Source organism: Nocardia africana NBRC 100379 (assembly GCF_001612635.1).
GTDB lineage: Bacteria > Actinomycetota > Actinomycetes > Mycobacteriales > Mycobacteriaceae > Nocardia > Nocardia africana.
The window spans coordinates 268,581-287,306 of sequence record NZ_BDAV01000013.1 but is presented as its reverse complement, the minus strand read 5'-3'; the positions used below and the strand labels follow the sequence as shown (position 1 = coordinate 287,306).

The 18,726-nt window shown below is 69.4% G+C and carries 17 protein-coding genes; 13 read left to right on the top strand and 4 right to left on the bottom strand.

Annotation, left to right across the window (positions count from 1 at the left end; translation table 11 throughout):
- Window position 1 precedes the first annotated feature (1 nt).
- The 4 genes from NA3_RS24380 to NA3_RS24365 all read left to right on the top strand — a co-directional run bounded on the left by NA3_RS24380 (window position 2) and on the right by NA3_RS24365 (window position 3,399).
- On the top strand, window positions 2-949 hold the full coding sequence (locus NA3_RS24380; protein WP_062966056.1) for an HpcH/HpaI aldolase/citrate lyase family protein: 948 nt from the start codon (window positions 2-4) through the stop codon (window positions 947-949).
- A 120-nt stretch (window positions 950-1,069) separates the two neighbouring features.
- Window positions 1,070-2,122 carry a fused (3R)-hydroxyacyl-ACP dehydratase subunits HadA/HadB gene (locus NA3_RS24375; RefSeq protein WP_084491832.1) on the top strand — a complete coding sequence of 351 codons (1,053 nt, stop codon included), beginning with the start codon at window positions 1,070-1,072 and terminating at the stop codon, window positions 2,120-2,122.
- Window positions 2,123-2,285: 163 nt separating this feature from the next.
- Window positions 2,286-2,777, top strand: a complete 492-nt coding sequence (locus NA3_RS24370) for a YflT domain-containing protein (protein ID WP_062965960.1) — start codon at window positions 2,286-2,288, stop codon at window positions 2,775-2,777.
- 22 nt (window positions 2,778-2,799) lie between these two features.
- Window positions 2,800-3,399 carry a suppressor of fused domain protein gene (locus NA3_RS24365; protein ID WP_084491831.1) on the top strand — a complete coding sequence of 200 codons (600 nt, stop codon included), beginning with the start codon at window positions 2,800-2,802 and terminating at the stop codon, window positions 3,397-3,399.
- A 32-nt stretch (window positions 3,400-3,431) separates the two neighbouring features.
- Here NA3_RS24365 and NA3_RS24360 read toward each other — a convergent pair whose 3' ends face one another.
- Window positions 3,432-4,514: a magnesium and cobalt transport protein CorA gene (locus tag NA3_RS24360; RefSeq protein ID WP_062965959.1), complete on the bottom strand. Its 1,083-nt coding sequence runs from the start codon at window positions 4,512-4,514 to the stop codon at window positions 3,432-3,434.
- 32 nt (window positions 4,515-4,546) lie between these two features.
- Here NA3_RS24360 and NA3_RS24355 point away from each other — a divergent pair, with 32 nt between their 5' ends.
- The 4 genes from NA3_RS24355 (at window position 4,547) to NA3_RS24340 (ending at window position 9,103) form a co-directional block, all read left to right on the top strand.
- Complete coding sequence (locus NA3_RS24355) at window positions 4,547-5,401, top strand: PHP domain-containing protein (RefSeq protein ID WP_062966054.1); 855 nt, start codon at window positions 4,547-4,549, stop codon at window positions 5,399-5,401.
- A gap of 2 nt (window positions 5,402-5,403) precedes the next feature.
- On the top strand, window positions 5,404-5,664 hold the full coding sequence (locus tag NA3_RS24350; RefSeq protein ID WP_227995545.1) for a hypothetical protein: 261 nt from the start codon (window positions 5,404-5,406) through the stop codon (window positions 5,662-5,664).
- A 51-nt stretch (window positions 5,665-5,715) separates the two neighbouring features.
- Complete coding sequence (locus NA3_RS24345; RefSeq protein ID WP_372464278.1) at window positions 5,716-7,299, top strand: FAD-binding protein; 1,584 nt, start codon at window positions 5,716-5,718, stop codon at window positions 7,297-7,299.
- A 583-nt stretch (window positions 7,300-7,882) separates the two neighbouring features.
- On the top strand, window positions 7,883-9,103 hold the full coding sequence (locus tag NA3_RS24340) for an NAD(P)-dependent malic enzyme (protein WP_372464277.1): 1,221 nt from the start codon (window positions 7,883-7,885) through the stop codon (window positions 9,101-9,103).
- A 79-nt stretch (window positions 9,104-9,182) separates the two neighbouring features.
- Here the strand turns inward: NA3_RS24340 and NA3_RS24335 are convergent, their stop codons facing one another.
- The 3 genes from NA3_RS24335 to NA3_RS24325 all read right to left on the bottom strand — a co-directional run bounded on the left by NA3_RS24335 (window position 9,183) and on the right by NA3_RS24325 (window position 11,928).
- Window positions 9,183-9,512 (bottom strand): hemophore-related protein, encoded by a 330-nt coding sequence (locus tag NA3_RS24335; RefSeq protein ID WP_062965958.1) that lies wholly within the window; start codon window positions 9,510-9,512, stop codon window positions 9,183-9,185.
- A 107-nt stretch (window positions 9,513-9,619) separates the two neighbouring features.
- Window positions 9,620-11,257: a sensor histidine kinase gene (locus NA3_RS24330; protein WP_062965957.1), complete on the bottom strand. Its 1,638-nt coding sequence runs from the start codon at window positions 11,255-11,257 to the stop codon at window positions 9,620-9,622.
- The gene (locus NA3_RS24325; protein WP_062965956.1) at window positions 11,254-11,928 is read right to left on the bottom strand and encodes a response regulator transcription factor; all 675 of its coding nucleotides are present in this window, start codon (window positions 11,926-11,928) and stop codon (window positions 11,254-11,256) included. Before NA3_RS24325 ends, NA3_RS24330 begins: the two co-directional genes overlap by 4 nt.
- Before the next feature lie 325 nt (window positions 11,929-12,253).
- On the opposite strand from NA3_RS24325, the gene NA3_RS24320 reads away from it, so the two are divergent.
- The 5 genes from NA3_RS24320 (at window position 12,254) to NA3_RS24300 (ending at window position 18,725) form a co-directional block, all read left to right on the top strand.
- Entirely contained in the window at window positions 12,254-13,276 is a 1,023-nt protein-coding gene (locus NA3_RS24320) for a glycine betaine ABC transporter substrate-binding protein (protein ID WP_062965955.1), read from the top strand.
- Between the two features lie 98 nt (window positions 13,277-13,374).
- A complete protein-coding gene (locus NA3_RS24315) occupies window positions 13,375-14,292 on the top strand; it encodes a DMT family transporter (protein WP_062965954.1) in 918 nt (305 codons plus the stop codon).
- A gap of 31 nt (window positions 14,293-14,323) precedes the next feature.
- Window positions 14,324-16,492 carry a bifunctional phosphatase PAP2/O-acyltransferase family protein gene (locus NA3_RS24310; protein WP_062965953.1) on the top strand — a complete coding sequence of 723 codons (2,169 nt, stop codon included), beginning with the start codon at window positions 14,324-14,326 and terminating at the stop codon, window positions 16,490-16,492.
- A gap of 66 nt (window positions 16,493-16,558) precedes the next feature.
- Window positions 16,559-17,128, top strand: coding sequence for an MTB12 C-terminal domain-containing protein (locus tag NA3_RS24305; protein ID WP_128145556.1), 570 nt, complete (start codon window positions 16,559-16,561; stop codon window positions 17,126-17,128).
- A 7-nt stretch (window positions 17,129-17,135) separates the two neighbouring features.
- Window positions 17,136-18,725 carry an MFS transporter gene (locus tag NA3_RS24300; protein ID WP_084491829.1) on the top strand — a complete coding sequence of 530 codons (1,590 nt, stop codon included), beginning with the start codon at window positions 17,136-17,138 and terminating at the stop codon, window positions 18,723-18,725.
- The last annotated feature ends 1 nt before the right edge of the window (window position 18,726 follow it).

Below are 18,726 nucleotides of genomic sequence, written 5' to 3'. Positions count from 1 at the left end.
CATGTCAACGCGTCGTTCGGTGCTCGCCGTACCCGGCAGTAATCTGCGGATGATCGACAAGGCCAAGGGTTTGCCCGCCGACGAGATCTTCCTCGACCTCGAGGACGCGGTCGCCCCGCCCGCCAAGGCGGCGGCACGCGCCAATATCGTCGCCGCGCTGAACTCGCCCGGCTGGGGCAATCAGATCAAAGTGGTGCGGGTCAACGACTGGACGACGGAATGGACCTACGCCGACGTCATCTCGGTGGTCGAGGGCGCCGGTCGCGATCTGGACGCGATCCTGCTGCCGAAGGTGCTCGACGGCGCCCAGGTGCGCGCGCTCGATCTGCTGCTGACCCAGTTGGAGAAGGCCAACGGCCTCGAGGTGGGCCGCATCGGTATCGAACCGCAGATCGAGAACGCACAGGGACTGCGCAATATCGACGAGATCGCCATCGCCAGTCCGCGGGTGCAGACCCTGGTCTTCGGTCCCGCCGACTTCATGGCCAGTATCAATATGCGCACCCTGGTGGTCGGTGAACAGCCCGAGGGCTACGAACCCGGCGACGCCTACCACCACATTCTGATGACCATCCTGCTCGCCGCCCGGGCCCACGGCCTGCAGGCCATCGACGGCCCCTATCTGCAGATCCGCGACCTCGACGGCTTCCGCCGCGCCGCGTCCCGCACCGCGGCCCTCGGTTTCGACGGCAAATGGGTGTTGCACCCCACTCAGGTCGAGGCGTGCAACGAGATCTTCAGCCCTCGCCAGGCCGATTACGACCGCGCCGAGGAGATCCTGGACGCCTACGCCTATCACACCTCAACCGCCGGCGGCGCCCGCGGCGCGGTCATGCTCGGCGACGAGATGATCGACGAGGCCAGCGCGAAGATGGCGCAGGTCGTCGCGGAGAAGGGCCGTGCCGCCGGAATGACTCGCACGACGAGTTTCGTGCCGCCGCAGGCGTAGCGACAAGTCACAATCGGCCCGCGCATGTCTCGTGAAATCTCGTGAAAGGTCGAGGGATCCGGCGAGCGGTGGCTTCGGTCCGCTTACGCTCCAGCGCAGCCGAGCGTTGAGGAGTATGGCTTGTCCGAGCTAACCGTGGATGTGGCGGCATACACGCGGTCCCTGGTGGGATATGCCTACCGTGCCGAGGACTACTACGAGGTCGGGCGGGAGAAGATTCGCGAGTACGCCCGAGCGGTGCAGGATTACGGCTCGGTGCACCGGCTGGAGGCGGCCGCCGCGGAGCACGGCTACGGCGCGGTGGTCGCGCCGCCCACGTTCCTCTCGATTCCCGCGATGCTGGCCAATCGCCGGCTGTTCGAACGCGTCATCACCGGCTACGACGTGTACGTGCAGACCGATCAGGTCTTCGAGTTCCACCGGCCGGTGGTCGCCGGTGACCGTCTGGTGAGCGACGTCGAGGTCGCCGCGGTGCGCACCATCGCCGGGAAGGATCTGATCACCGTCACCAACACCTTCATCGATCAGTTCGACGAGATCGTCCACGTGATGCACACGACCGCGGTCGGTGTCACCGGCGACGACATCGACGCGGGTATCGGCGGCGCGATCGAACGGGTGATCATGCACGGTGTCGGGGCACCGTCGGCGGCGCAGGGTCTTTCCGAGGCGGACGTGCTGGACGCCGCGGTCGCGCCGCGCCGTGACCACCGCGTCTCCGAGGCGTCGCGAAAGCGATTGCTGCACAACGTGGTTCGCTTCGAAGACATTGCGGTCGGTGACGAGCTCCCGCCGCGCACGGCGCGAATCACCCGCGGTGATCTGGTGAACTACGCGGGTGTCTCGGGTGATGCCAACCCCATCCACTGGCACGAGGGCGTCGCCGCGCTCGCGGGCCTGCCCGACGTCATCGCGCACGGCATGCTCACGATGGGGCTCGGCGCGGGCTTCGTCACCGGATGGCTCCGCGACCCCGGAGCGCTGATCAGATACGCGGTGCGGCTGTCGAACTACACGATCGTGGATGCCCGGTCCGCCGGCGTCGTCGAATTCACCGGCCGGATCAAATCCCTCGATCCCGAGACGCGTACCGCCGTCGTGGTGGTCGTCGCGAAGTCGGCGGGCCGAAAGATATTCGGGCCACCGCCGAGGTCCGCTTGTCCTGAGGCGTGACCGGCCGGCTCGTCCGGGTCGATGGGGGCCGTACGCCGGGTGTGATCCTCGGCCGCGCGATGTCCGATTTGCTCCCCTCCGGCGGTAAAATCGGACACGCGGGGCGGCCGCCGGGTCGCCGCATCCAGCCGCAGCGGCGATATCGACCTAGGATCGTGGAGTTATGACCAATCCGTTGGGTAGTTCGAATCGCAATCGGCCCGGCTTGCCGACGCCGCCGTCGGGGTGGCCGGTCGCCTCCTATCCGACCTACGCCGAGGCGCAGCGGGCGGTCGACTATCTGGCCGACAACCAGTTCCCGGTGGAGAACATGACCATCGTGGGCGTCGATCTGATGCAGGTCGAACGCGTGCTGGGCCGGCTGACCTGGGGCAAAGTCATTGGCGGCGGTATGGTTTCGGGCGCCTGGCTGGGCCTGTTCCTGGGATTGCTGCTGAGCCTGTTCACCACGGGCGGCGTGATCGGCCCGCTGGTGGTGGGCCTGGTCGGCGGCATCATCTTCGGGCTCATCTCGGCGGTGATCCCGTACGCCGCCACCCGCGGCACCCGCGACTTCGCCTCCACGATGCAGTTGGTCGCCGGCCGCTACGACGTGCTGTGCGATCCGAAGGTGGCCGAGCAGGCGCGGGATATGCTGGCGCGCCTGGCGCTGTAGGGCTCTGGCACGCTCTAGGGCTATGGAACTCGATCAGGTGCGGTCCGCGGTACTGACGCATTTCGGCATTCCCCGGACGGGTTCGGGATTCGACGACACCCGCTTCGACTCCGCGTCGGTGACCTTCCTGGGCCTGGAGCCGATCGACATCCTGCGCATCCCCGACGGCGAATTCGTGCACTATGTCACCCTCGGCGGCTCCCGGCATCCGATGACCGATGCCGCGGCGGCGCTGGCCGACCCGGTGCGCGGCCCGCGCGCCGAACTGGTGCTGACGTTGCGCGGCGGAGCCGGTGTCCAGGCGGGGCTGCCGCGCGGACTCGGCGTGCTGATCGCCGCGCCCGCGGTGGAAGGCGTTGTGCTGCAACCGGATGCGCTGCTCGACCTCGGGGAACCGTTGTGGCACAACGCTCCCTTCACCGCGGTCCTGCTGGGCGAGGCCGCTATCGTCGAGGTGCCCCTGCCGGACCCCGCCGATCCGGTGCGATTCCTGTCGGTCGCGCCGATCACCGCCACCGAGGCGGCGTGGGTGCGAGTGCGCGGCGCCGCGGCGCTACGGGAGGCGTGGGCCGAAGCGGGGATCGACATCCGGGATCCGCATCGGGCCGCCGCGAATCTCTAGTCCGCGCGGGCCACGGCATACTCCTCCGCGCCTCACAACCACTTGTTGCGCCGCAGCGTGACGAACAGCGCACCGCAGACGACCAGGATCACGATCCACACCATCCCGTATCCATAGGCCCACGACAGCTCCGGCATATGCGTGAAATTCATGCCGTAGATGCCGGCGATCATGGTCGGCACCGCGGCCATCGCGGCCCAGGCCGAGATCTTGCGCATATCGGTGTTCTGCTGCACGCTGACCTTCGCCAGCGCCGCGTTGATCAGCGCGCTGAGCGCCTCGTCGAAATCGCTGATCCGCTCGGCGACCGCGGTGTGGTGGTCGGCGACGTCACGAAGGTAGCGGCGGATCTCCTTCGGCATCGGCAGTTCCGAACTGCGGCTGAGCACCTGCAGCGGCAGTGCCAGCGGGTTGACCGCCCGTCGCAGCTCGACCACCTCGCGCTTGAGCTGATAGATGGCCTCGATGGTGAGCCGGCTGCGCGGGGTGAAGACCTCTTCCTCCATACCCGCCACATCGTCTTCGACCGATTGCGTCACCAGGAGATACGAATCCACCACGTGGTCGGCCACGGCGTGCAGGACCGCGCCCGGCCCCAGCGCCAGACGTTCGGGGTGCTTCTCCATCTCCTCGCGAACCACCTTCAGCGCGGTGTGCTCGCCGTGGCGGACGGTGACCACGAAATTCGCCCCCACGAAGACCATGATCTCGCCGGTCTGCACGATCTCGCTGACCGAGTTGGGGTCGTGTTCGAGGTATTTCACGGTGCGCAACACCAGGAACAGAGTGTCGTCGTAGCGTTCCAGCTTCGGGCGCTGATGGGCGTGCACGGCATCTTCGACCGCGAGTTCGTGCAGGCCGAAGATCTCGGCCACCTCGGACATCTGATCCACGTCGGGAGCGTGCATACCCACCCAGACGAAGCCGTCGCCGCGCTCGCGGACCTGTGCCAGCGCGGCCGACGGGGTCACATGCCCGGACTGGCGGTGGCCGTCGATATAGACGCCGCAGTCGACGATCGCGCGGGCGGTGGGAACCGGGATCCGGGGCAGCTGCGGCCCGCGCCGAGACCTCCCGGAGCCACGGAACGGGGGAAACGGCGGTATCGAGGGCACGCCTCGGATGCTAGTTGGGCAAGATGGAACGCGTGCGTATCGACCTCCACACCCACTCGACCGCATCCGACGGCACCGACACTCCCGGCGATCTGATACGCGCGGCCGCCGCGGCGGGCCTGGACGTGGTCGCGATCACCGATCACGACACCACCTCCGGATGGGACGAGGCGGTCGCCGCGCTGCCGGCGGGACTGCGGCTGGTGCGCGGGATGGAGATGTCCTGCGTCGGGATGGGGGAGGACGGCTGGCCGGTGCCGGTGCACCTGCTGGCCTATCTGTTCGATCCGGCCGATGCCGCCTTCGCCGCCGAACGCGAGCGGTTGCGCACCGAACGCGTCTCGCGGGTGCGCGCGATGGCCGATCTCATGGTGGCCGACGGCCTGCCGATCGACCCGGATGCGGTCCTCGCCGCGGCGGGCCCGGCGGCGGGCCGCCCCCATCTGGCGCGGGCACTGGTCGAGGCCGGCGTGGTGCCGACGGTCGGCGCGGCCTTCGACGATCTGCTCGCTCCGCGCGGCCGCTACTACGTCGAGAAGGCCGACACCCCGTTGCGGCAGGCGGTGGAGATGGTGGCCGCGGCCGGCGGGGTGACCGTGGTCGCGCACGCGCGGGCCCGCACCCGGGGGCGGCTGCTGGCGATCGACGACATCCGGGATCTGGCCGGGCACGGGCTGGGCGGTCTCGAGATCGATCACCCCGACCACAATCCCGCCGACCGGGCGGTGCTGCGCGAGCTGGCGCGCGAGTTGGACCTCATCGCTACCGGATCGTCGGATTACCACGGCGCCGATAAACCGGTCGGCCTGGGCGAATGCACCACCGACGCAGAGCAATTCGAGCGTCTGGCGGAGAAGGCGAGCGGCGTCGCGGTGATCGCCTCGTGAGAGTGGTGCGGGCGCTCAGCGGAACCGTGGCCGCCGGACTGGTGGTGCTGGCGGCGGTCGTCGTCGGCGCGGCGGTCCTGGGGGTGCGGCGCGGATTTCCCGGGCCGGGTGCGAGCAGCGTCGGCTGGCATATCGGAATGGCGGGGCTGGCGCTCGGCGCGCAAATTTTTTCCGACCGACGTCGGGGAATTCCGGCGTTTTTCGGATCCCTGGTCGTCTTTGTGGCGGCGGGTTACCTATTGGTTACGCAATGGTGGAATTGAACCCCGCGTAACAGTTGCGGCCGGGTGAATTGTGGCCGAATATTTTCCTTTGTGAGCGTGCGTAGCCGGTCCACTATTCGCGCGGAATCCGAGATCGCGGCGGAGACGACCGCCGATGTGCTGGTGGTGGGTGGCGGTCCGGCAGGCGCCTGGGCGGCGTTGACGGCGGCGATCGCCGGAGCGCGGGTGATCCTGGTCGACAAGGGGCGCTGCGGGGAATGTGGCCCGACATCGAAAGGCGTTGTCGCGCTGTGGGATATCCCGCCCGGGCCGGAGCGGGAGCGAGCGCTGGCGCACAGCCTGTCGCGCGGCGGTGACCTCGGTGACCCCGAGTGGATGGACCGGGTGCTCGGGGAGACCCATCGCCGCATCGCCCATTTGCTGCGCTGGGGTTACCGGCAGGCCGGAGACGGGCCCGCGGCGCGCGTCCACCTCGAGGGGCGGCGGTATCTGGCGGCCCTGCGGCGCACGCTGTTCCGATTGGGTGTTCAGGTCGTCGACCATCATCCGGCGCTGTATCTGCTGGTCGATGCCGACGGCGTGGTGTGCGGGGCCGGTGGGCTCGCCGGTGACGACCGATACCGCGGCTGGACGATTCGCGCGGGTGCGGTGGTGCTCGCGACGGGTGGGTGCGCCTTTCTGGCCGGCGGCGCCGGAACCGATGTCGATACCGGTGAGGGCCTGCTGATGGCGGTGGAGGCGGGCACCGAATTGTCGGGCATGGAGTTCTCCGGCGCGTACGGTCTGGCCACGATGAGCGATCTGCGCGAGCCGCGGTTCGCGTCGCTGTACGACGAATCGGGGGCTCGCATCGACGGTGACGACTTCACCGCCCGGTCCGCGGCCCTCACCGCGCTGGCGCAGGGACGGGCGGTCTACGCCGACATTCCGCCGGCGTCCGCGGTCCGGTACGGCCCGGCGTCGGCGGCGCCGCCGGGAACCACGGCGGTTCCCGCGAGCACCGGTGCCGGCGACTCGCCGCCGGCCGGGCGGGTGCGTCTGCGGCCGGTCCTGCAGGGTACCGTGCGTGGTTCCGGTGGGATCAGATTGGTCGGATTCGATTGCGCCACAACGGTTCCCGGGTTGTATGCCGCGGGGGACGTGGCTTCGCGGGAACCGATCACCGGTGCGGTCGGCGGATTCGACGGGCACGGCGGCGGATGGGCGATCTCGTCCGGAATGTGGGCCGGCTCGGGCGCGGCACGCTTCGCGCGCCACCGGGGCCGCGTCGGCGAGGCGCGACCGGTTCCGGGGGCCGGGCTGAATTCGCACCCCGGGGCCGATGCCCGCGCGGATATCGACCCCCGGGCGGTGATCGGGCTGGTCCAGGAACATACGTTGCCGCTGCGGCGCAGCTATTGGCGCAGTGCGGGCAGTCTGCGCGACAGCATCGCCGAACTCGACGCGATGTGGCCGGTCACCGAATACGGGCTCGGCGGCACGGGCGCCGACCAGGTGCGGGCCCGGCAGGCCGCGGCCTTGCTGGCGGTGGCCCGCTGGACGAAGTACAGCGCTTTGGCGCGCACCGAGACCCGGGGCCTGCATCGGCGCACCGACCATCCCGGCCCGGCCGGCAACTGGCGCCGCCGCCTGCTGGCCGGCGGTGTGAACGAGATCTGGGTGCGCCCGGCATGACACGCCGGATGGGCACAGCATGAGCTCACACCGGCCTTCCGGGTGGCGGTGGGACTGTTCACCGCTGTTTCCCGGCAGGGGCGAGTTTCCCCTTACGCGCAGGTAATTCGGCGGCCCTACCCTCGGAAGATGGCAGTAGACACCCGCCCCCGGGCCGGCCCCGCAGCGAGGGGATCATGCCCCGGTCGAGGAGCGATTTGGCAACTCACTGTCCGTACTGGCAGAATGTTGCGGATTCCCGGCCGACGCCACCGCCCGGTCCGGGACGGTTGGTGACCTTCGGTTCGTGACGCACGGCTCCGATCCGCGGATCACCCCGCAGCCTTGCCCGGACCACCCGTCCGGTTCTCGCTCGACGGATCGTGCGCGGCCAGATCGCAAAAGCAAGCCCGCAAAGGCGCAAACGCGTGTGTGCCGTACTCGGTAGCACCCCACGGCACGCCGCGATGTAATCACCGAACGGTTTTGCGCGACCACGTGAACACATGGTCGGCGCACATCGTTCGAATTCCGAAGACCTTCAATACGAAAACCCGGCGGTAACCGTGAGCCGGTTCAGCCCGGACCGAGCAGGAGTGAAATCGTGTCATCTGTGACTGACGCACCGAATGCCACTACAGCGAGCCGTGAAACCGATACGACCGATCTGTCCGCTATCACGCACGAGGAAATTTTCGCCGGCCATCTCGGTGGCAAGCTTTCGGTGGAATTGTCCGCACCGCTGGAGACTCAGCGGGATCTGTCCATCGCGTACACGCCGGGCGTCGCGCAGGTGAGTCGCGCCATTCACAAGGACGAGGCGCTGGCCAAGCGCTACACGTGGACCGACCGGCTGGTGGTCGTGGTGAGCGACGGCACCGCGGTTCTCGGCCTGGGTGATATCGGCCCGCGGGCGTCGCTGCCGGTCATGGAGGGCAAGGCCGCGCTGTTCAAGAAGTTCGCGGGGCTGGACTCGATTCCGATCGTGCTCGACACCAAGGATGTCGACGAGATCGTGGAGACCCTGGTGCGCCTGCGTCCGAGCTTCGGTGCGGTGAACCTGGAGGATATCTCCGCTCCGCGCTGCTTCGAGATCGAGAAGCGCGTCATCGAGGCGCTGGACTGCCCGGTCATGCACGACGACCAGCACGGCACCGCCATCGTGGTGCTGGCGGCGCTCAACGGTGCGGCCAAGGTGCAGGGCCGCGATATCGCCGATCTGAAGGTGGTCGTCTCCGGTGCCGGTGCGGCGGGTGTGGCCTGCTCGAACATCCTGCTGGCCGCAGGCGTGTCGGATGTGGTGGTGCTCGACTCGAAGGGCATCGTCAGCCGGGACCGCGCGGACCTCAACGAGGTGAAGGCCGATCTGGCCGAGCGCACCAACCCGCGTGGCGTCACCGGCGGTGCGGCCGAGGCGCTGGCCGGTGCGGATGTGTTCCTGGGCCTGTCGGCCGGGACCATCGCCGAGGAATTGATCGCCTCGATGGCGCCGGAGTCGATCGTGTTCGCCATGTCGAACCCGGACCCGGAGATCCACCCGGAGGTCGCGCACCGCTACGCCGCCATCGTGGCGACCGGCCGCAGCGACTTCCCGAACCAGATCAACAACGTGCTCGCCTTCCCGGGCGTGTTCAAGGGTGCGCTGGATGCCGGTGCGCGCCGGATCACCGAGGGCATGAAGGTCGCCGCCGCCAACGCCATCTTCGGCGTGGTGGCCGACGAACTCTCGGTCGACAAGATCATCCCGAGCCCGCTCGATCCTCGGGTCGCTCCGGCGGTCGCCGAGGCCGTGGCCGCGGCCGCGCGCGCGGAAGGTGTTGCGTAACACCAGGATCCCACACAGTGAGGGCGCCCCGGGAACTCCCGGGGCGCCCTCGCCGTATTCGGATGCCGATGCGCGGCCGCTACTTCTTGTGGCAGGACTTGTGGTAGTCGATCATCGGCTGCCGCACCCCGCGGAAATCCTTCAGCTCCTGCTGGTGGCCCTGGCGGTAGGCCTGCATCTCGGCCTTGCGCTGATCCTTCGGCATCGCCTTCACCTTGGCCAGTTCGGCGGCCAGATCCGGATGGCTCGCCAGGAACGCGGCGACCTGCGGGGCGGTCTGGGCCTGGACCTGGGCCCGTGCCTGCGGGCTGCACTGCGGGGCGTCGGCCGAGGCGACGCCGGGGACGGCGACGGCGAGGGCGGCGATTCCGGCGGTGCCGGCCAGCAGGGCGGCGACAGTGCGCTTCATACCGGTAACTCCATTCGTGACGGGATCATGTCGGTTCCGAATCTGCGCGCCGAATCTGAAAGGACCCTGAAAACGCCGAGTGGCAGTACCCGATCTTCAGCCGATCCTCAGGCGGCCGATGGCCCGTCCGGCGACCCGGGACCGGGGTCCCGGGTAGGCAGCGTCAGCACGAACACCGCACCCGATGTCCCGGGTGGCGGTTCCACGCAGCGCAGGTCGCCGCCGTGGGCGCGCGCGAGCCCGCGTGCGATGGCCAGCCCCATCCCGGCCCCGTCGCGACGGTGGTCCCGGCTCGCGTCCAGCCGGACCAGGCGCCCGAAGATGTGTTCGCGCTGGGCGGGCGGCACACCGGGACCGGTGTCGGCGACGCGGATCTCGGCCCGGACTCCGCCGGTGCCGGTGCCCGGCAGAGTAGGGATGGCCGGGACCGATGGGGTGGTGTCCGGGGCACGGGCGGGACCGGCCCGGTCGGCGGGTCTCACCGGGATCGGCATCGGCCCGGCGGGCGTTGATCCGGCGGTCTCGGTAACCGTTCCTACGGCGATGGAGACAGCGCCGCCAGGGGGCGTGGCCTGGCATGCGTTGGCGAGCAGATTCACCAGGATCTGGCCGACGCGTTCGGGATCGGCCACGGCGAGCACGGAGTGGCCGGTGAGCCGGAAATCGATGTCGGGGTGCAGGATCCGCATGCGGTCGACCTGGGCGTGCGCGAGGTCGTACAGGTCGACCGATTGCCGATACAGGGCGAGCCCGGCGTCGATGCGGGCCATGTCGAGCAGATCCTCGACCAGGCGTCCGGCGCGCTGGGCTTCGCGGACCAGCAGCAGATACATGCGTTCGCGATCTTCGGATCCGGTGTCGGCGGGCTGGTGCAGGACCGCTTCGGCCATGGCCTTGATCCCCGCGATCGGGGTGCGCAGTTCGTGAGCGGCATCGCCGACGAAGGCGCGCATCTGCTGTTCGGAGGCCCGGGCCCGGGCTTCGGCACCCTCCAGGGCGTCCAGCATCTCGTCGAAAGCGGCTGCCGTGCGCCCCAATTCGGTATCCGTGCGAGCGGGGGAGAGGCGGCGGCCGCGGCCACCGCGAGCGATCTCGCGGGCCAGCCGGGTCATCGAATCCAGGGGCGCCAGCGCGTGGCGCAATCCCACCCACAGCGCGGCCGTGATCGCCACGATGGCGGTGGCGGTCACCCCGATCAGGACGAGGCCGAGCCGTGACCGCACCGCGGTCAGCAGCGGGGTGTCGACCTGCAGCGTGAGCCGGGCCCGGTCCACTGTGCCGCCACCGCCGAGGGTGACGGTTCGGGTCCGGGGGCCGCCGTCCCCGGCGTGCCGGGGCGAGAGGCTGCCGTAGACGGTGCCGTCGGCGAGGACCAGCCGGGCGCGCACCGAGCGATTGTCCACGCGGGCGATCAACTCCGCGGGCGCAGTGTTCTGCTGCGCGAGTTGCCGGGCCAGCTGGACCCGGTCGGTGAGTACGGTGTTCGCGCTGCGCGCCACCACGATCCCGAACAGACTGTGCACCGCCAGCGCCACCACGATCAGTGCGAGCCCGGAAATGACCGCGGCGGTGAGGGTTACCCGGCGCCGCAGCGAAATGGTCGGCAGTGCACGCGGTCCGGGTTCTGCTGCCGCGGGCGCGGAGAAGTGGTCCGGTCCCGGCGCGGGTTCGAGACTGCTCGATTCTCCGGCGGGGTCCGGAGTGCCGGGTCGGGTGGGCGCGGGGTGGGCCGGGTCGTCGCTCATCGCGAAGTCGCCCGTAACGCGTAGCCCATGCCGCGCACCGTATGCAGCAGGCGCGGGCCGTGTTCCTCCAGTTTGCGGCGCACCGCGCTGACATAGACCTCGACCAGATTCGGGTCGTAGTCCTCGTAACCCCAGACCGCGGTGAGGATTTGAGTTTTCGTGACGACTCGGTCGCGGTGCGCGGCGAGATAGGCGAGAAGTTTGAATTCGGTGGCGGTGAGGCTGATCGGTTCGCTGCCGCGCAGCACCACGCCGGAATCGGTTTCCAGCACCAGATCGGCGATGGCGATACGGCTGTGCATACGTCCCATTCGCCGCAGCAGCGCCTCGACCCGTGCCGTCAGTTCGGCCAGGTCGAACGGTTTGACCACATAGTCGTCGGAACCGGAACGCAGTCCGCGTACCCGATCCTCCACACCGTCGCGCGCGGTCAGCATCACCACTCCCGCGCTGCTGCGGGCGCGCACCACCTCGAGCAGGCCGAAACCGTCGCGACCCGGCAGCATCACGTCGAGGACGACCACATCGGGACGAAACCGCTCCAGATCCGACTCCAGCCGATCGCCGTGCTCGCGGGCGAGGACCTCGTGCCCGGCGGCGCGCACGGCCGTCGCGACCGCCGTGCGAATGGCGTCGGCGTCTTCGATCAGGAGAATGCGTCCCGGCTGCACTCGCACATTATTCGTCGCCGCGCCTGAGACCTCGCTGAATACTGCTCGAGAGTCCGGTTCGCGCAGCGGAGCCGGCGGGCGGCGCGCGACATCGCCTCGCTGCGCCGCGCGAACGGACGTTCGCGACCGCGGGAGGGCAATCTCGTACGGAGATGCGGGCACTCGGGGAATCGAAGCCTGACACCGGTAACTGCGGTTGGCCATGGTTGTCGCACGACGGGTGCGGATCGGATGCCCGGATGCGGCCCACCTACGATTCGTGTGCCGGGGCGCCCCTCGGCCGCGGATGTGGTTGTCGCTGACTATCGGGAGTGGGTGTCGCCGGATGGGATTGGCCGGATCGGTGCGAGTGACGGCCCGGGTTCTGGTCGCCGTCACCGCTGCCACGCTGGCGGTGGCATGTGCCCACGGTGAGGGCGCGCCGACGATCACCGTCGGCGCCGGTGATTCGGCGCAGTCGGAGGTACTCGCCGAAATCTATGCCCAGGCGCTCGCACGCGCCGGCACGCCGACGTCGGTGAAGAAGCATCTCGGACAGCGCGCGGACTATCTGGCGGCCCTGGACGCGGGCACGATCACGCTGGTCGCCGACACCAGTGGTGATCTGCTGACCACCTTCGACTCCTCGTCCTCGGCGACCGCGCCGGATCGGGCGACGGCGGCGAGCGTCGCACAGCATCACGACCCCGGCCCACCGGTCGACATGACCGCGGGGACGCCGGTGACGCTCGAGGCGCGCTATGTCGGCTCGGTCGCCGACGATCTGAGCCGGGCCGTCCCGGAGGGGCTGGCGGTGTCCGATCTCGCCGACGCCACCGATCTGCGACCGCAGTTCGCGCTCGGCCCCGCCGCGGCCGCGCGCTACCCGGCGAATGCGGCCGACCTAGCACCGCATTGCGGTGACCTCACCGTCGGTATCGCCGGCGGGCGCGAACTCGACCCGCTGCGGACGCCGCCGGACCCGCAGCGCGACGTAGTGACTCCGCTGCGCACGGTCTACGGCTGCGATATCACCCGCCACGTCGAATTTCCCGGTGATGCCGAGCTGCGCAAGGCATTGCGCGACGGCACCGTCGATGCGGGTGTGTTCACCTCGGCCGTCCCACTACTGCCGGGCGGGCCCGGCGATCCGGCCGTCGTCACCGATCCGGCGTATGCCTTCCGCGCCCAGAATGTCGTCCCGCTGCTGCGGCAGGGCGCCCTGGACCAGCGGCAGATCAAGAAACTCAACTACGTCGCCGGCGAGCTCACCACGGCCGACCTCGCGACCATGGTCCGCCGCGTCCGTGACGAACACGCCTCGGCGGCCGAGCTCGCCCGCACCTGGCTCGACGAACACGCCCTCTGAGCACCCCGTCCGTCCGCCGTTCCGGCGCGTCGTTCATGATCAGGTTCGGCACGGATTCGGGCGTACAGTGCGAATAGATCACCTGAGCGGGGGTCCGCATGGTCCTGGTCATCGCGTTGGGAGTGCTGGCCGCGTTCTTGTTCGCCGCGGCCGGTTATCTGCAACAGCGCGCGGCGCGCATCGTGGTCGCCGAACAACCCCGGGCGGCCCGGGTCTTCGGTATGACCACACTCATGCACCGTCTGCTGCGCAGCGGCACCTGGCTGCGCGGCTGGATCACGAATCTCGCGGGTTTCCTCACCCAGGCGGCGGCGCTGCATCTGGGCTCGGTGGCCGCCGTGCAGCCGCTGATGTCGACGCAGTTGCTGTTCGCGGTTCCGCTCGAGGCGTTCGGACGCCGGCGTCGCCCGCGCGGCCGCGACATCTGGTTCGCGCTGCTGGTCTGCGCCGGGCTGGGCGTGCTGTTCGGCGTCGGCGGCGTGGCGCCGCTGGAGGGTGATCCGGATCGCGGCCGCGTCTTGCTGGCCACCTTCTCCGCCGCGGGGCTGGTGGCGCTGCTGGCCCTGATCAGCATCCGCTGTCCGATCTGGGTGGCGGCCAATCTCGTCGCGGTGGCCGCCGGTGTCTGTTTCGCGATGAGCGCCGTCTTCATGAAGCTGACCACCGAGGATCTGATCTATCGCGGCATTCCCGCCACCGCCACCGACTGGCCCGGCTATCTGCTCGCCGTCTCCACACTCAGTGGGCTGGTACTGGAACAGACCGCCTTCGCCGCCGGTCCGCTGCCGTGGGCGATCGCGGCTATGAGCGTGACGAATCCGATCGTCAGTTACGTGGTCGGCGTGCTGGCCTTCAAGGTCGCGCTCCCGCACACCGCCGGGTCGCTGGCCGGGATCGCGGTCGCCGGAGCGCTGATCGCGGCCGGTATCGGCGGACTCGCCCATTCGCCGCTGGCCCGCGCGTTCTACGCCGGTAACAAGGAGATAACCGACGAATCGCCCAGCCTGATGTCGTAAAAGCTTGCGACACATGTGTTATGACGGTTGTGTGGGCAATCCGTCGCGTCCGGTGCTGTGGCGGGACTGTGTGGTCGGGCTCGCGGTCTTCGGCCTGTACCTGGCGGTCGACGCCCTGCACACCCCGGCTCGCCGCGAATCGGCCGATCGCAATGCCCATCGCATCGTCGATCTCGAACAGTGGCTCGCCATCGACGTCGAGCGCCCGCTCAACCGCTGGCTGGAATCGCGCGCGCTGCTCGCGACCCTGGCCAACTACGAATACGCCTTCACCTACATCATCAGTGCCTTCGCGCTGCTGTTCTGGCTGTATTTTCGCCGCCGCGCCGAATACGCCCGCGCCCGCGACTCGTTTCTGCTGCTGAACGTCCTGGCCATCGCGTGTTTCGCGTTCTTCCCGGTCACTCCGCCGCGGCTGCTGCCCGAGCTGCACTTCACCGACACCGTCGTCGACGGCCACACCTGGGGTTCCTGGGGTTCGTCGCTGGTGTCGGGCGCGAATCAACTCGCGGCCGTGCCGTCGCTGCACGTCGGCTGGGCGCTGTGGGTGAGTGTGGTGCTGGCCCGGGTCTCCGGCGGCTGGGCGGTGCAGATGCTCAGCGCCTTCCACGTCGGACTGACCACCTATGTGATCGTCGCGACCGCGAATCACTTCATCCTCGATGCGGTGATCGCGGTGGCCTTCGTCGCGGTGAGCATCCAGTCGGTCGACCGCTGGTACGCGCGACCGCCCGTGGTGCCACCCGCCGACGCCTTCTTCCTGCATATCGAGAAGTCCGGCATTCCGCAGCAGGTGGGCGGCATGGTCGTGTTCCGGCCGCGGGCCGACGGCGGGCCCGGCCTCGCCGCGGTCCGGGAGCTGGTCCAGGGCGAGCTGGCACATCTGCCGCGGTTCCAGCAGCGTCTGGACCAGCCGGGGCGGTGGCGCCGGGCACGTTGGGTGGACAGTCCGGTCGACTGGGACTGGCACGTCACCGAGCGCACGATCGCGGGTAGCTCGTCGGATGCCGTCGGCGACCCGGGCCGTCGAGGGGCTGGGCTCGCGGCGGACGGAGATCGTGAATATCCCGATGGCCCAGCGACTTTCAGCGCAGTGCTCACCACCGGTGTCGCCGTCGGCCCGGCAGCGGGCACCGGGGAGTCCGCGGCGGTGGAATCACGTGGTCCGGCGACGGCCGAGGCGACCATGACGCCGAGCGCGGTGGCACGGCGCGTGGACGGCATCAGCCGGGTGGTCACGGATCTGGCCGCCGAGGTGCTGCCGAAGGATCGGCCGCTGTGGCGGCTCGTCCTGGTGCGCGACCCGGAGGCGGGCGCGATCGGTGTGGTCCTCCTGCTGCATCACGTGGTCGCCGACGGCATCGGCACGGTGGTGCAGGCGCTGCGCCTGCTGCGACCGACCATCGATCTGCCGGTGGCCGAGCGTGAGCCGCCGAGCTGGGGGACCGCCGTCGCCGGCACCGCGGCCGGTCTGGCGCAGTTGGCCGCCGACGCCCAGCCGAGGGGAACACTGCCCGACGACTGTCTGCGACGCGTGTTCACCGTCTGCTCACTGGATCTGGAAACCGTTCGGGCCGTAGCTCGTTCGCATCGCGCCCGGGTGACCGATGTGCTGCTGAGCGTCACCGTCACCGCGCTGCAGCGTCTTCGTCCCGACCTGGGCGAGCGACTCGGCGGGCAGATCCGGGTGGCCGTGCCGTTGATGGTGCGCGACCCGACGTCGGGGGCGGAGGGCAATTCCACCGCCGCCGTGATGATCGACATCCCGCTGACGGCGGCGACCCCGGCGCAACGACTGGCCGAGATCCGCACCCGCAGCGACCGGCTGCATTCCGGGACCCGGGCGCTCGCCTCGCATTTCGTGATGGACCGGGTGCTCAGGGTGTTTCCCGAACCGGCGGTGGGGGCCTTCGCGCGGTCGGTATACGGCGGGCGGTTCTTCCACGCGATCGTCTCCAACATGGCCGGTCCCGATCTGGCGATGACTTTCGCGAATATGCCGATCACCCAAGTGTTTCCGATTCTGCCCTCGGCGCCGGGAGTGCCGCTGGTCGCGGGGGTGCTGAGCTGGAACGGCGACGTGGGGATCGGGCTCTCGGTGGATCCGGCGATCCTCGAGGCGCGGGCGGTCGCCGCCGAGTTGCCCGACGTACTGGCCGAACTCGCCGATACCACATTCGTGTCCGATAAGCGTCCGTAGTCCCGGTCCGGCGAGTAGTCTTCGAGCGAGTTGATCACCGAGCCTACCGTCACCGAGGGAGGCCGCATGATGTTCGATCGTGCGATCGTGGCGAAAATGCTTGCGGCATGCGCTCTTACCGCGCTGGTGACCGCGGCGTGCGGCAGCAACGACTCCGGCGGCAAGTCCGCCGAAACATCGAGTAGCGGCACGCCGACGGTGACCCAGGCGGTCAGCCGGAACTTCGAGCGCTTCTTCGACGGATCCACCTCCGCCGACCAGAAGGTCGCCCTCCTGGAGAACGGGCCCGCATTCGCCGCCGCGATCAAGGCGCAGGCCGATTCGCCGATGGCCAAATCCGCCTCGGCCAAGGTCACCAATGTCGCGAGTACCAGCACCGACCACGCCGATGTCACCTTCGACGTGCTGTTCAACGGCGCTCCGGCGCTGTCCGGTCAGCAGGGCGGCGCCGTGCGGATCGAGGGCACCTGGAAGGTGACTGCCGCGACCTTCTGTGCGCTGCTCACGCTGGAGGGCGCGGCCCCGCCGGTCTGCGGTGCGGCCTCGGCGACGCCGGCCCCGGGTGCGTCGCCGGCTCCGGGCGCGACAACGGCGGCGCCGGGCGGGCCCACCATCGTTCCTGCGCCGACCAGTTGAGGTCGCGATGACGTCGTCGGCGAGGGATCCCGTTGCGGCGCAACCTCCATCGACCGGAGCCGAGCGTCCCTATGTGGCGCTCGCGGTGGTCACGGCCGTCCTGTTCGTCACCTTCCTCGACACCACGATCGTCAGCGTCGCCCTCGGCGCGGTCCAGTCCGACCTGCATGCCGGTGTGGTGTCGCTGCAGTGGGTGGTGAATGCCTACACGCTGGTGTTCGCGAGCCTGATGCTCACCGCGGGCACCCTCGGCGACCGATGGGGGCGCAAACGCGTCATGGTCGGCGGACTGATCGTGTTCGCGATCGGCTCGGTGTCGTCCGCGGTGGCCGGCAGTGTCACGATCCTGATCGCCGGTCGTGCGGTGATGGGTGTCGGTGCGGCGGCCTCCGAACCGGGCACGCTGTCGGTGATCAGGCACCTCTTCCCCGATCGCGGCGCCCGCGCGAAGGCACTGGGCGCGTGGGCGGCGGTTTCCGGATTGGCGCTGGCGCTGGGGCCGGTGATCGGCGGTGTGCTGGTCGGGGCGTTCGGCTGGCGTTCGATCTTCTGGTTCAACCTGATCGTCGGCGTGGTGGTGCTGGCGGCGGCGCTGAAGTTCGTGCCGGAGAGCGCCGATCCGCAACCGGGCCCGGTCGACTGGGCCGGATTCGTCTCGGGCGCAACATTTCTCGGCTGCGTGATCTACGCGGCCATCTCCGGTGAGCAGGTGGGCTATTCGGCCGCCTCGGTGATCACGCTGTTCGTGATCGGAGCGATCGCCTTCGTCGCCTTCCTGGTGGTCGAGTCGCGCGCGGCCAATCCGATGTTCGACTTCCGCTATCTGGAGCGCCCGCTGGTGCGCAGTGCGCTGGTGGTCGCGTTCGCGGTCTACTTCGGGATCTTCTCGATCTTCTTCTTCACCGCGCTGTATCTGCAGGAGGTGCTGGACTATTCGGGCTGGCGAACCGCCGCGGTCTTCGGCCCGATGGCCGTGGCGATCATCGTCGGCTCGCTGATCTCCGGATTCTGGGTGGCGCTGCGCGGCTCCCGGACGCCGATGATCGCCGGGTGTGTGCTCGGCGCCGCGGGTATCCTGCTCACTCGCCAGTTCCTCGGTGTCACGGTCGAATTCACGCCCCTGGCGCTGGCCCTGATGCTCGCGGGTCTCGGTTTCGGCATCGCGGTCGTGCCGCTGACCTCGGCCGTTCTGTCCGGGGTTCCGGCCGAACACTCCGGCATGGCCGCCGCGGCCACCAACACCATGCGTCAGGTCGGGGCGGTGGTCGGTGTGGCCGCACTGGGTTCGCTGGTCAACTCGTTCCTGAACTCGGATCTGCGAGATCGATTGCGGCAGATCGGCGTTCCGGCGAATTTCCAGGCCATCGTCATCGACGCCATCGAGACCGGCAATGTTCCGGCCGGGGGTGACGCGGCGGCCTCGGCTGCCTACGGACCGATCGTGAACCGGGTCATCCACGCCACCTACGAGGCCTTCCACCGCGGGCTCGAGGTAGCGCTGCTGGTGTCGGCGATCATGATTCTGGTCGCCGCGGTGGTCACCGCGCTCTGGCTACCGCGGCGCGGCGATCGCGCCGGTTACGCGCACGAGGACTGAG

What these genes read in the sequence shown, in the direction of transcription:
- NA3_RS24365 (WP_084491831.1), top strand. Translation starts at nt 2,800, where the DNA reads ATGGAACTCGATCAGGTGCGGTCCGCGGTACTGACGCATTTCGGCATT.
- NA3_RS24380 (WP_062966056.1), top strand. Translation starts at nt 2, where the DNA reads ATGTCAACGCGTCGTTCGGTGCTCGCCGTACCCGGCAGTAATCTGCGG.
- NA3_RS24300 (WP_084491829.1), top strand. Translation starts at nt 17,136, where the DNA reads ATGACGTCGTCGGCGAGGGATCCCGTTGCGGCGCAACCTCCATCGACC.
- NA3_RS24330 (WP_062965957.1), bottom strand. Translation starts at nt 11,257, where the DNA reads ATGAGCGACGACCCGGCCCACCCCGCGCCCACCCGACCCGGCACTCCG.
- NA3_RS24305 (WP_128145556.1), top strand. Translation starts at nt 16,559, where the DNA reads ATGATGTTCGATCGTGCGATCGTGGCGAAAATGCTTGCGGCATGCGCT.
- NA3_RS24320 (WP_062965955.1), top strand. Translation starts at nt 12,254, where the DNA reads ATGGGATTGGCCGGATCGGTGCGAGTGACGGCCCGGGTTCTGGTCGCC.
- NA3_RS24315 (WP_062965954.1), top strand. Translation starts at nt 13,375, where the DNA reads ATGGTCCTGGTCATCGCGTTGGGAGTGCTGGCCGCGTTCTTGTTCGCC.
- NA3_RS24335 (WP_062965958.1), bottom strand. Translation starts at nt 9,512, where the DNA reads ATGAAGCGCACTGTCGCCGCCCTGCTGGCCGGCACCGCCGGAATCGCC.
- NA3_RS24370 (WP_062965960.1), top strand. Translation starts at nt 2,286, where the DNA reads ATGACCAATCCGTTGGGTAGTTCGAATCGCAATCGGCCCGGCTTGCCG.